The following is a 13,624-nucleotide window of genomic DNA, read 5'->3' as shown; positions in this document are numbered from 1 at the left end:
TAATGCAACTATATCCCGGAGTAAACAATGGAAGCAAATAAGCAAACCGTTATCTTATTCAGAATAAGAAATACTACTTTTAATTATGAAACATTATACGAATATTTATCTGATTCAAAAGCTGTAGAGATTCTTGAAGCAGTTGAATTCGATGGATTTATAAAATTCCCCTTCTCAGCGACGGATATTATTGATGAGGCAAACAGGTATTTATATGAAAATGGTTACATTGATGAAGATGATTACTATACCGAGCGAGTAACCCCGGAGACAACGGAAGTATTGCAAAAAGTATTAGATTTAATAGCTAAAAACCACAACAACGGCAATTTGCTCATAAATGGACGTACTATACATACTCCAATAATCATAGTGCAAGAAGATATAGATTACTTTAATGAAACTAAAGAACTTAGTAGCCGTTTAAAAAAGTGGCTGAGAGAAGTTCGTAAAAGAAGTCAAAAAAAACCTAGTCGCTGAATAGCGGCTTTTTTTATCAGCAACGGAGTGAACGATGATCATTACAGTCAAAAAAGAAATATGCTTTAAAGCTAATATAGGCCTTGGTTTTAAGACTTATCCCTATGAGAATATTACTGATTGCTTAGCTAATTGTGAAGATTTACAGTCTATTCAGGCTATCGAAGTATATGAAATTATTCGAGGAAATCAGTGCTTTCCGATATCTGCTGAAAATATTTTAAGAGATGCCGATAGTATAATTTTTGAACACTATTCAGGTACTCTATATGAAGATGAGGTGCGTATTTATACAGATATTCCCGATAAAGTTAAACGGAAACTTCAGAAGATGTTAGATAATTTAGCAAAGAACTTCGGCGATGAGGGTACGTGGAAACTTGGAAGAAAAATAAAAAAATCAATTAAATTGACTAAAGCAGACATAGATGAATTTAATGAAACTAGGCAAGTTAGTCAAAATATTAATTCTCAAATTGAATCACTATATAAATTTCTCTAGTTCTTAATGGAGATTACCATGATTGGCAATTATAAAAATGAACCAGATAAATATTTATATGGAGTTTGTCCTTATGGGGATAAAAATCCATATGGAAATATTTGTCATGACACAATAAAACAAGCAATTGATGCTGCGCCCCTTTCAAAAGAAAATTTACCAACAAAATTACAAATTGCTATTTTCAAAAAAGGTGACTTATTTAAACCAAGCGAATGCAATGCTTTTACTGAAGATGCGATAAAAGATTTACTGGATAAATCTAATGAGATGTTATGCCCTGAGTATTTTTATGATGCTGAATTATTTAAATTAACACCTGCTAAATTGAAAAAATTAAAAAATATTATTAATGATTATTTGGATAAGTGGATTGATACTACTGGTTGCCAAAAAGTGGGGGAACTCCTCGAAGTAATAACCTTAACTAAAAAAGACTACATCAAATACCTATGAATTAAGCCGCTTTAAGCGGCTTTTTAATGGAGATTACTATGAATAACGATTATCTAGATAACCAAGATAAATATATGTATGGTGTTTGTTGTTTAGGTGGTGATGAAAAAGAGGTATATGAAAATACCTATTACAACACAATAGCTGATGCATTATCTGCAACAGCTGCTGCATTATCTGCAATACATTCATTAGCAGGAGAATTACCAGCAGAATTAAAAATTGCAGTTTGTGAACAAGGGGACTTGTTCAAGCCAAGTGAATGCAATGCTTTTACTGAAGATGCGATAACGGATTTGCTAGATAAATCTGATGAGATGGTACAGTTTGATTATTTTTCAGAAGCTGAATTGTTCGACCTTACAGATGAACAAATTCAAGAATTAAGAAAACTAATTAACGATTTCTTAGATCTGAAAATTGATACGACCGGTTATTATAGGGTAGGAAAATTTATCGAAGTAATAACCTTAACCAAAGAACAATATACAAAATACCTATGAACCAAGCCGCTTAAAAGCGGCTTTTTAATTAAGCATTATTAATGAACACGTCCCAGCAATAGCTGGTTTTTTTAATGGGTAAAAATGGAAGATACCTTTACATGTGAAGAAGCGGCCAATCGCTGCAAATGCAAAGTGCAGACTATCAGGGACGCTATTAAAACTGGAGAACTGAGAGCAGCCAAAATTGGCAAAAGCTATGTTATCCGTAAAACAAATCTTGACATTTATATTCGCAATAAAGAAGAATTGACCGCGCAGGCGGTTCAGCAACATAGGAACCGAGTATGTTACACAAACACTCAAACGGCATTTGGTATATCGATATTACAACAGAGAAAGGCAAAAGAATTAGACGAACTACTAAAACTAAAGACAAAAAACTAGCTGAAGAATACCACGACAAAGTGAAGCATGAGTTATGGCGACTGGAACGCTTGGGGGAAAAACCTAAATATCTATGGGACGATGCTGTCCTGAAATGGATAAATGAAAAAGCTGATGTTAAAAAAAGTATGAAATCTGATTTAAGTCGTCTTAGGAATCTTCAGCAGTTAAGAGGATTATATTTACATGAAATAAACCGAAACCTGATTATGGACATAATCAATGCAAGAAAATGTTCTAACAGTACTAAGAACAGATATATTGCTTTAGTGCGGTCAATATTGAATGCATGTGTTAAAGAATGGGATATGTTAGATCATGGAATTCATCTGAAGCTATTTAAAGAACCCAAAAAACGTGTGCGCTGGTTACGGGTTGAAGAAGCGTCAAGACTGCTGAAATGTTTGGATGAATTGGCACCTTACATGGCTACAATGGCACGATTTAACTTAGCAACCGGATTAAGGCAGCACAATATATTTAGTTTAAAGTGGAATCAGATTGATATGAGGAATCAAATATGTCAATACTATCCTGATGAAATGAAGGCAGATGAACCTTATGATTTAGTATTGAACGAAACCGCGATGGAAATTCTGATACGTCAGTTAGGCAAGCATAAAGAGTATGTATTTGTTCACACTCGTAATAAACCAGTTCTCAGTTTAACCTACAAAACGTGGTACAAGGCTTTAGAAGCAGCAAATATTACAGATTTTCGCTGGCATGATTTAAGGCACACATGGGCAAGCTGGCTGGTACAGAATGGAGTGTCGTTGTATGAGCTAAAAGAAATGGGAGGCTGGCAATCGTTGGAAATGGTGCAGAGGTACGCTCATCTCGACAATGATCATTTACACGCACACGCATCAAAGATTGACAGCCTCATGCAAACTACATGTCAAAAAAATGACAAAAATGGAAACTTAATGGACTATTTACTGAAACCAAAACAGCCCGATAACTTATTGACTGTATTATGATATTTTGTGGTGGGTCGTGAGCGATTCGAACGCTCGACCAACGGATTAAAAGTCCGCTGCTCTACCGACTGAGCTAACGACCCAAGAGCGCGCATTTTAGGCAGGAGTGCGGCTGCTGTCAAGTACTTTGCTATTATTCATTTGCGGTAATATGGCACTAAAAGTGCTGCCTTTCCCAGTAATACTTTCAATCTGTAATTTGCCGCCATGTTCTGCCAGAGCGTGTTTAGCAATGGCCAGCCCAAGACCTGTTCCACCGCTCTCGCGTGAGCGGCCTGAATCTACACGATAAAAGCGTTCGGTAAGATGAGGAATATGCTCCGCAGCGATACCATGACCCGTATCGCTCACTTGAAATACAATTTGCTGACTACAATCCGGCACATTCTGTTCCATATAGAGCCGGATAGTAATAGTTCCATATTGCGGAGTATAGCGTACAGCATTAAACAGAAGATTACTGAATGCATTATATAAATCCTGCTGAATTCCCTCTACCCAGATATCTGCAGCTATTTCACAGATAAAACGATGTTTATTTTCAGACAAAATTTCAGCTTCATATACCACCTGCTCAACCAGAATACTCAGGCACAACGGCTGTTTACATAAAGATGCAGTAACCTGATTTTCCAGTCGTGATAAGGTTAATAAATCTGCCAGAAGATGATTCATGCGGGTTCCTTCTTTACTCATCAGTGCAATAAATGACTGACGCTGTTCCTGCGGCAAATCCGGCATATCAGTTAAAGTTTCCAGAAAGCCATTGATTACAGTTAAAGGAGTACGCAGTTCATGTGAAACATTGGCCACAAATGCCGTTCTGGTGGCATTCAACTGTTCGGCAGCAGTAATATCCTGAGTAATAATCAGTGTTGCCTGTTCATCAAACGGAGTCCGGATAATATTTAATACACGTGGTAATCCGCTATTTATATTTTCAAGTGTAAGCTTTATATTCACCGATTCTGTTACCGGCTCATCCAAAAATTGCCGGAAATCATTATTTTCAATCAGATCAGCTAGCATACTGTTATTGTCTTGTTCAGCAACCAGATTCAGATGGATTGCAGCCAGATGGTTCAGCCACTGAATATGTCCATCCTCTCCAAGGATTAATACGCCCTCTGGTATGGTTTCAGCAATACGGTTAAAGCGTAACAAGGCGACACCCAGTTTCTGTTTACGCTTTTTACGGCTACGTGCCTGTAGCATCAAAGTATTGAAAATATTGTTCCAAATCCCGATCCCCTGTGGCACATTACGTAATTTCGGTCTTTCCAGCCACCGAACCAGTTTAAATAAATGATACCAGTAACCCGCCAACCACAAAAAAAACAGGCAGCACAAGCTAATCAGCATGAATTGCAGACCGCCAGTCAGCAATGACGCTACGACAACCACAATCATGGTTGCCAGTATTAAATATAAATGATGGCGCAGTTCAGACAGAAGCATGTTATTTCACAGAAGATAAATTTAAGAAGTATTTCCGGCTATGGTGAAAAGCGATAGCCGCTGCCACGCACAGTTTGTATAAGGTGGTCATGCCCCACTGTTTCAAGTCCTCGTCTTAAACGGCGGATATGAACATCTACCGTACGCTCCTCAACAAACACATGATCACCCCATACAAGATCCAGAAGCTGGCTGCGGGTGTATATCCGATCCGGATGTGTCATAAAGAAATGTAATAACTTAAATTCACTGGGTCCGAAGGGAATGGTTTGTCCGTTTACTTGTACACGCTGCTGCTGCGGATCGAGTTCCAGACCATAAATACGCAGTGGTACACTAGTTTTTTGCGGTGCACGCCGGCGCAAAAGCGCATTAATTCGCGCAATCAGTTCTCGTGGTGAAAAAGGTTTAGTAATGTAATCATCTGCACCCAGATTCAACCCCTGCTCTTTATCTGTTTCTTCACCTCGTGCTGTTAATAGAATAATGGGTAAATCACGGCTGCGAATATCATTCCGCAGCTGCCGGATAAAATCAAGGCCGGAAAGTCCGGGTAACATCCAGTCCACTAGCAGCATGTCAGCCAGCCTGGATTGCAATAATGGCTGTGCTGCTTCTACACTAGGTACACATTGAACAACAAAGCCGGCCTGCTCGAGAGTAAATTGAATCAGGGTAGAAATTGCAGCTTCATCTTCTACAACCAATACCATAACTTCTGCCATATATATTTCCTGACCAGATAATTATCTATTGTGACAGAATAAGAAGAAAAACAGAAAAATATAAAGTCAGTTATCAAGAAAAAACCTGTGCCGGAATATTTCGTTGCACAGGTTCAGAATCGGAGTAACCACAGTAATGCTAACACAATATAAATTTATATCATATCGGGAAATATCGGATATACAGACATACAGTATTAATTTTAGCTGGTAAGCTGTATTTTCAGTTTAGTATTGCATTTATCAGTGATTAAATAATTTCTGATTTATTATTAGCAAATCTATTGGTAAGATGAGACAAAAGTTCGTATGTCTAATAATACTTATGTGTGATTAAACTTAAATCTGTTATCTAGTTTATTCTCATAAAACTCTCCAACAGAGCGTTACTTAATCTTCAAACAGCATTTCAATATAATTATATGTCTTAAGTAATTTTCTATAATCTATCAACAATCCGCACTTACCTAAAAATGCACAAAGAAATAATTTTTCTGCGGGTGTCTCTATAAAATTATTAAACATATTTTGGATAATTTTGAAACTAATTTACAACAGGTTAAAAAATTAAATCACCTGATTATTATTTTTATCTCATTCTATATTCATAAAATATAACTATTTGGTTTAATTTTTTTTACCAAAGTATACATTAGAATAAAAATACCAACATTAAAAAATATTCTATAGATATAAACCTGCCCTGATAACGCTTTTGCAACCTGCCCTATACTGTTTAAATTTCAAACAGCATTAATGTCATTCAGCTATTATTAATATAAAAATAATTTACAATTGATAACATTTAAGTTTAAATTTTCAGATAGTTAATTTTTTGACTTCATCAATTTTTTATAGTCGAATAAAAAAAGATATATCTTTATTTATATGCTGGTTTAAAAGAGTGTGTATCTAACTACGGTGTTTGACTGAAACATAATTCTCATTTACCTGATCATCTTAGCCAATATGAATAAAATCTACAAACTTATCTGGAATGCGCAAGTACAGGCATATATCGTTACATCAGAATTAGCCCGGAAAGGGGGTAAAACTGCACGGCTCAGGCTGGTTAGCATTATAGCTATCAGCATGGCAACTACCGGACTGGCTTATGCACAATGTCCGCTTTCAGCACCAGACAACAAAGTTTGTACAACTTTTCGAGAAAACACACCTGTTATTAGTACATATGCTGACACTACCATCAGCAATAATCGCATTGAAAACAGAGATCCTTCCAATCAAACCATCAATACACCCGACACTGAATTAAATCAGTCGCTTACAATTATCAATCAAAATGGTGCCGGGAATTTAACTGTAAACGCAAATAATAAAAACATAACGGATATTGATGCAACAAATAACAGCCGGACGGGTGCGATTACAATTAACACCACACAAGACATGTTAACTACTGATGCTAAAGGTATTTACATTAATAGCACAGGAACAGATGTCAAACTCTCAACAGCAGCCGTCCATAGCAAACAACGCAAAGGTATTAGTATCAATAATGGAGGCAGCGGTTCCACAGAAATAAAAGCAAATGGCAATATTATATCTGATACTGATGATGCCATTTATGCTGTCAATACTGCCGGATCAAAGGATTTATCTATTACTACTGAGGCTGTTATTGGTCAGGCACATGGTATTTATGCACATAACAATGGTAAAGGGTCAACGACACTTATCGTTAATGAAGGTATTGAATCACGCACTAACGATGCTATATGGGTTAATAATGAGAATGCATCAACCCATTTAAATGTAACCACCAATGGTGCTGTTCAGGGAAATACCAATGGTATTTATGCATATAATAATGGTACTGGTAATACAACCATTAAAACTCTCAAAGATGTGCATGGAGAAAATGGCGATGGAATTTTTAGCGAGAATCACGGAGGGCAATTAACTATTACAAGTGGCAATATTAAAGGTACAAGTAACGGTATTTACGCTACTAACTCTGGAAACGGTTCCACTGACATTACATCAACTGGTACTGTTATTGCTACATCCGGTAATGGTATTTTTGTTAATAATGGCAATAATACAAACGAGCTGAATATAAATACTAACCTTATATCCGGTACAGATAACGGTATATATGCAACCAATAATGGAACAGGCAAAACCACAATCCGCAATCAGGCATCAGTAACAGCAGATCAAAATACAGGTATCAGCATAACCAATACAAATCAGGCTCAAGAGCTGCGCATCGAATCACTTGTTATCAATGCCGGTACTAATGGTATCGTTGCAAATAATCATGCTTACGGTGCCACAAATATTACTTCTAACGGGTCAATTACAGCCACAAGGGGATACGGAATCTGGGCTGAAAACGGGGAGCGGGCTACACATATCAGCATTATTCAATCGGGAGGGACAATTAAAGGTGGAATCAGCGGCATTGAGATACACAATTTTGGTTCAGGTGATACTGAACTTACTCTGGCCAATCAAATAACTGGAGGTTCGAAAGCAGGTATTTTTATTCAGGATAAACCAAACAGTACAACAACTATTACCCTTAATACCGGTACCAGTGTTTCAGCAACTTCTGGTCTGGCTATTAGTGATGAAGATGGTAATGCTAAAGTTACGCTGGATAGCGGTTCAAAAGTCATCGGACGTATTGAACTGGGTAACGGTAGTGACACTCTTTTCATCAATCGCGGAGCCAATATCAGTAATATTACTGTAGTCGATGGTGGGGACGATACCAGCAGTAATGACGGAATGACTGATACACTGAATATTAATCAGTCATTAACCGGTTCAACCACCGGAAATAATAATGGTACAGCCGGAAATATTGCTATTCGTAACTGGGAAAAAATAAATCTTGCTCAAAACAGTATGCTCACTCTGAGCGGAGATTTGAATACTAATCAGCTTAATATCGGGAATGGTACCACAATCAATCTTATCGGTTCCCTAAGACAGGCACAGATTAATGGCGATGTGTTTAACTCAGGCAATATTAATCTCAATAGTAATTTCACCGGAGACAATTTAACGATTAACGGAAATTATCAGGGTAATGGCGGTAAACTGACTCTGGATCTGAAACTTAATTCTGCTTTAAAAGATAATGACAGCATTGCTGACAATACTGCCGATAAACTGACTGTTCAGGGTAATGTGACAGGTAAAACCACCATCAGATTTGCCAGCATTGATGGTCTTGGCGGCGATACCGGAAATACCAATGGCATTGAATTGGTACATATTAATGGTAACAGTACCGGAGATGCTTTTGCATTGGAAGGCGATCATTTAGACAGAGGTGCATATGAATACCATTTGTTTAAAGGTGATTTGCAGCAAAACGGGAATAACTGGTATTTACGCTCTCAAAAGCAAACAAACCCGGGGGATGATAACTCCGGTGGCGATAACTCCGGCGGCAATAACTCTGGTGGTAACAACTCTGGTGGTAACAACTCCGGTGGTAACAACTCTGGTGGTAACAACTCTGGTGGTAACAACTCCGGTGGTAACAACTCCGGTGGTAACAACTCCGGTGGTAACAACTCCGGTAACGGCAACTCTGGTGATAGTGGTACGACAACTAAACCATCAAAACTCAGACCACTATACCGTAAAGAAGTACCATTATTTGCCGCAGTTGCCTCTCAGTTACGACAGGCCGACAGCCTGATGCTCGCTAATATGCATCAGCGTATCGGTTCTACTCCTCTGCCTGATGAACGTATGAGCTGGGGCAGAGTGATTGCCAGCCGTACTGATACTCAGCAAAACGGGCCAGCCAATGCCCGTACTACCGGTAATTATGCCGGTTTACAACTGGGCAGTGATATCTGGAGCAACAACGGCTGGCGTGCCGGCGGATATGTCGGCTATCTGCACGGTAATCTCGATGTTGACGGCTTTACCAGCGGTATTGATACCAGAGCAGGTAAAAACACAACCAAATCTTACTTTATCGGCGCATATGGTAATTACACCCGTGAAAATGGTGCTTATGCAGATTTTGTAGTACAGGGTGCCCGCCATCATGTCGATATTAAACCGGATAACAATCCGTCCGGTAAACAGAAAGGTCATGGCGTTACGGCTTCAGTAGAAATAGGTCAGCCGTTTACTCTGGGCAGCAGCAACTGGAAGCTTGAACCGCAGGCTCAAATTATTCATCAGTGGCTGGATTTAAATGATTCTGATATCAGCGGACGTACTACAGTCAGTCACGGACACAATAATGCCTGGCTCTTCCGCCTTGGCGGAAGACTCGAAGGCAGCTATCAACTGAATAAAGGAAATCTGCGACCCTATGCCCGGGTAAATTTCTTTTACTCACCTGATGGTGCCGACCATACCAGTTACATTACTAATGTAGCCACAACCAGATTAAATGCCGGTGCCTCTCATGCCAGCACTGAGCTGGCAATTGGCGGTACTTACGATATTACAAACAAAATAAAAGCTTATGGTGAAATCGGCCATACATGGTCTAATGGTGGTGATGCACATACCAAAGCGCCGGTAAATGGTTCTGTTGGATTAAAGATTAACTGGTAAATATTATTAGTAAAAATTTATTTATCATTAATTACATTCAATTCCAGGATATATGTTTGTTTCAATTAATTAAAATTATTATATATTATTGTTTTGTCATTATTTATAAACCAATCTAATTTTTATTTCATTTAAAAATGTAGGAGATAAGCAGGATGAACAAAATATATAAACTAATCTGGAATTTAAGATTACAGACTTATACAGTTGCATCAGAACTAGTACACAGTTGCGGTAAACAAAAACTGATTAAACTGACTGCTTGTTTCAGTATGTTGGCAGTCCTCAATCTCGCTCATGCGCGGTGTCCGGTATTATCAACAGCAAATATAACCTGTACACAAAACAATCCCGCAAAAATCGCTACGGCGTTGACTGGTGATTCTATTCAGAATACAAACAATCGAATCCATATTTACAATAATGGAAATAGTTCAATAAATATCAATGTTACTAATGATATAAATATTGACCCATCCACAACTACAACCGATATTTCTCCAGCTATTCTGGCGGAAAACGAAGAAACTGCTACTGATATCAATATCAATACTCAAAATATCAACAGTGCAGTTGATGCCATATCTGTTTCGAATAAGGGTAGCGGTTATACTGTAATTAACACAGGTGATATCACTTCAGATAACCTGCCTGTCTATATTGATGTTGGCAAAAATGCAAAAGATATTACTGTTGCTACTAATAATTTAAAAAGTCCTGCCGGAGGTATTGTCATAGCCAATCATGGTATTGGTTCAAGTTCTGTTTATGTTAACGGTAATATTAATACCCAAAACAATGCGATCTCTGTTAATAATGATGTCTCGAGTAAAAACGTATTGATTAATGCTAATAATATCAATAGTGTTTCAGAGAGCATTCTTGTTAATAATCAAGGAACTGGATCAACCACCATTACAACAGGAAATATTAATTCAAGTAACAGTCAGGCACTTGTAGTTAAAAGTGGAAAAAATACACAAGATATATATAGTTACAATGGTAATGTTGCAGGTCTTACCGGTGGTATTGATATTAATAATGGCGGTACCGGTTCAGTCACGGTCAATACAGGCAATGTAAAAAGTGACTTGGGATCGGGTATCCGTGTTTATAACGACCTTGGTTCAAAAGATATAAATATTTATGCTCACGATATTGAAGCATCTAATTTCGCTACCCAAGCTTTCGGTATTACAGCAAATAACTATGGTACCGGTTCAACTACTATTGTGGTTAACGGTTCAATAAAAACTGGTGAAAGAGGTACTGGTATCTGGGCAGTAAATGGTCGAAAAACTAAAGATTTAATAATTATTGCTGGTAATATCAATAGCAATACTCTTGGGGGAATTTTTGCGGTTAATGCCGGTGCGGGTTCAACCACCGTAATTGCCAAAGACATTACTGCCGATAGCGGTCTAGTAGTAGCAAATGGAGTTATTGCCAAAGATTTAATGCTTCAAGCTAATAATGTCACGGGTGGTGTTGAAGTTGCAAATGAAGGTATAGATGGTTCAACTGCTGTTATTTTAAATAATATCTATAGTAAAAAAGTTTCTGCTCTTAGCGTTGGCAGCAGTAATAAAGCAAAGGATTTAATTATTCATGTTAATGATGCTATCGGATCTTTTAATACTATCGATATTTTTAATTCTGGTACCGGATCAACTTTCTTGACCACTACAGGAAATGTTATTACGACTAAAATAGATGATGTGGAAGATGCCCAACATACTACCTATAATGGAATTAAAATTCGTCATTCTAAACCTGCTTATGAACTCAATATTACTCAGCTAGCCGGTAATATTACAGGGATAAATAATGGCATTTATACTGATAATCAAGGAAGTGGTGACACTAATATACATATTGCCGGTAAAGTAAACGGAGGAGTTGGCGCCGGTATTAAAAATACTGATGCAAGCGGTATAAATACTAATATTACATTGGAAAACGGAGCTGAAATTACCGCAAATTCTGGTATAGCAATTATGAATAATGATTCTAATGCCAATATTATAGTCAATAAGGGCGCTAGAATTTCCGGACAAGTGCTACTGAATAATGGTAGCGACACTTTCACTATTAATCAGGCTGATACGTCTGCCTTAACTCTACTCGACGGAGGAAAAAAAGATGCAGACGGATTAAATCCTGATGGACAGAAGGATATCGACACCCTCAATATCAACAGTCTACTTACTGGTTCTTCTGCCAGTAATGGTGATATGAATAATACTGCATTACGTAACTGGACTATTATTAATGTTGGTCAGCAAGGAAATTCACCGTTATTCGGTAATTTAGCATTAACCGGGGATCTGGAAACCAGGCAATTAAATATTAATACGGGGAGCATACTAAATTTTGCAATACCTAAAAGCACTTCCCTGCAGACAGGTACTGTAGATTTATCCCGTCAGATAAATATTACTGCCGACGTAAATAATGCAGGCACAATCAGTTTTAATAACAATTATAGTGGAGATATTCTGACAATCAATGGCAACTACAACGGTAGTCCGGGTAGTCAGTTACTAATGGATATTGATTCTCACGAAAACACTGCCGATAAATTGTTGATTACGGGAGATGCTACTGGCAGAAGTACAATTAAAATAACGGACATTAAGGGACTGGGGGCAGATACATCCGGCACCAATGGAATTGCTCTCATTACTGTTAAAGGAAAGAGTAATGATGCCATTTTTAGTCTGTTTAATGGCCATATTGATGCAGGTGCTTATGCATATGAATTGGTAAAGAATAATGATGACAGCAGCTGGTATCTGCGCTCAGATAAACAAACATTCTCCAGCGCCGCAAATCTTTTAAAGTCATATGATATACCTGAAGAAATTACAACCAGATCCAGACCACTATACCGTAAAGAAGTACCATTATTTGCCGCAGTTGCCTCTCAGTTACGACACGCTGACAGCCTTATGCTCGCTAATATGCATCAGCGTATCGGTTCCACTCCTCTGCCTGATGAACGTATGAGCTGGGGCAGAGTGATTGCTAGCCGTACCGATATTCAGCAAAATGGGCCGGCCAATGCCCGTACTACCGGTAATTATGCCGGTTTACAACTGGGCAGTGATATCTGGAGCAACAACGGCTGGCGTGCCGGCGGATATGTCGGCTATCTGCACGGTAATCTCGATGTTGACGGCTTTACCAGCGGTATTGATACCAGAGCAGGTAAAAACACAACCAAATCTTACTTTATCGGCGCATATGGTAATTACACCCGTGAAAATGGTGCTTATGCAGATTTTGTAGTACAGGGTGCCCGCCATCATGTCGATATTAAACCGGATAACAATCCGTCCGGTAAACAGAAAGGTCATGGCGTTACGGCTTCAGTAGAAATAGGTCAGCCGTTTACTCTGGGCAGCAGCAACTGGAAGCTTGAACCGCAGGCTCAGATTATTCATCAGTGGCTGGATTTAAATGATTCTGATATCAGCGGACGTACTACAGTCAGTCACGGACACAATAATGCCTGGCTCTTCCGCCTTGGCGGAAGACTCGAAGGCAGCTATCAACTGAATAAAGGAA

General features: G+C 38.3%; 10 protein-coding genes and 1 tRNA gene. 8 read left to right on the top strand and 3 right to left on the bottom strand.

All coding sequences use genetic code 11. From position 1 onward, the window contains the following. The first annotated feature begins 27 nt into the window (after nucleotides 1-27). The 6 genes from GYY70_RS00480 to GYY70_RS00455 all read left to right on the top strand — a co-directional run bounded on the left by GYY70_RS00480 (nucleotide 28) and on the right by GYY70_RS00455 (nucleotide 3,311). Nucleotides 28-480: a hypothetical protein gene (locus tag GYY70_RS00480; RefSeq protein WP_174830859.1), complete on the top strand. Its 453-nt coding sequence runs from the start codon at nucleotides 28-30 to the stop codon at nucleotides 478-480. Between the two features lie 34 nt (nucleotides 481-514). Then, nucleotides 515-982, top strand: a complete 468-nt coding sequence (locus GYY70_RS00475) for a hypothetical protein (protein ID WP_174830858.1) — start codon at nucleotides 515-517, stop codon at nucleotides 980-982. Nucleotides 983-1,000: 18 nt separating this feature from the next. Next, nucleotides 1,001-1,438, top strand: a complete 438-nt coding sequence (locus tag GYY70_RS00470; RefSeq protein ID WP_174830857.1) for a hypothetical protein — start codon at nucleotides 1,001-1,003, stop codon at nucleotides 1,436-1,438. Between the two features lie 38 nt (nucleotides 1,439-1,476). Continuing rightward, entirely contained in the window at nucleotides 1,477-1,941 is a 465-nt protein-coding gene (locus tag GYY70_RS00465; protein ID WP_174830856.1) for a hypothetical protein, read from the top strand. A gap of 84 nt (nucleotides 1,942-2,025) precedes the next feature. Then, nucleotides 2,026-2,328 carry a helix-turn-helix domain-containing protein gene (locus GYY70_RS12295; RefSeq protein WP_174830855.1) on the top strand — a complete coding sequence of 101 codons (303 nt, stop codon included), beginning with the start codon at nucleotides 2,026-2,028 and terminating at the stop codon, nucleotides 2,326-2,328. Then, nucleotides 2,229-3,311 (top strand): site-specific integrase, encoded by a 1,083-nt coding sequence (locus tag GYY70_RS00455; protein ID WP_174830854.1) that lies wholly within the window; start codon nucleotides 2,229-2,231, stop codon nucleotides 3,309-3,311. Before GYY70_RS12295 ends, GYY70_RS00455 begins: the two co-directional genes overlap by 100 nt. Nucleotides 3,312-3,318: 7 nt before the next feature. Here the strand turns inward: GYY70_RS00455 and GYY70_RS00450 are convergent. The 3 genes from GYY70_RS00450 to phoB form a co-directional block, all read right to left on the bottom strand. After that, nucleotides 3,319-3,394, bottom strand: a tRNA-Lys gene (locus GYY70_RS00450). Nucleotides 3,395-3,407: 13 nt separating this feature from the next. Then, nucleotides 3,408-4,769 (bottom strand): phosphate regulon sensor histidine kinase PhoR, encoded by a 1,362-nt coding sequence (gene phoR / locus GYY70_RS00445; RefSeq protein WP_174830853.1) that lies wholly within the window; start codon nucleotides 4,767-4,769, stop codon nucleotides 3,408-3,410. A gap of 38 nt (nucleotides 4,770-4,807) precedes the next feature. Continuing rightward, nucleotides 4,808-5,494 (bottom strand): phosphate regulon transcriptional regulator PhoB, encoded by a 687-nt coding sequence (phoB, locus tag GYY70_RS00440; RefSeq protein ID WP_084547573.1) that lies wholly within the window; start codon nucleotides 5,492-5,494, stop codon nucleotides 4,808-4,810. Between the two features lie 969 nt (nucleotides 5,495-6,463). Between phoB and GYY70_RS00435 the strand changes: the two genes are divergently transcribed. Both GYY70_RS00435 and GYY70_RS00430 read left to right on the top strand, forming a co-directional pair. Next, nucleotides 6,464-10,054 (top strand): autotransporter outer membrane beta-barrel domain-containing protein, encoded by a 3,591-nt coding sequence (locus GYY70_RS00435; RefSeq protein ID WP_174830917.1) that lies wholly within the window; start codon nucleotides 6,464-6,466, stop codon nucleotides 10,052-10,054. Nucleotides 10,055-10,209: 155 nt separating this feature from the next. Beyond that, nucleotides 10,210-13,624: autotransporter outer membrane beta-barrel domain-containing protein (locus GYY70_RS00430; protein ID WP_174830916.1), on the top strand; the 3,415-nt coding region annotated here is incomplete at its 3' end.

The organism is Snodgrassella sp. ESL0324 (assembly GCF_013344955.1).
GTDB classification, from domain to species: domain Bacteria; phylum Pseudomonadota; class Gammaproteobacteria; order Burkholderiales; family Neisseriaceae; genus Snodgrassella; species Snodgrassella alvi.
The sequence above is the reverse complement of the archived record's forward strand: the minus strand, read 5'-3'. Positions and strand labels throughout refer to the sequence as shown.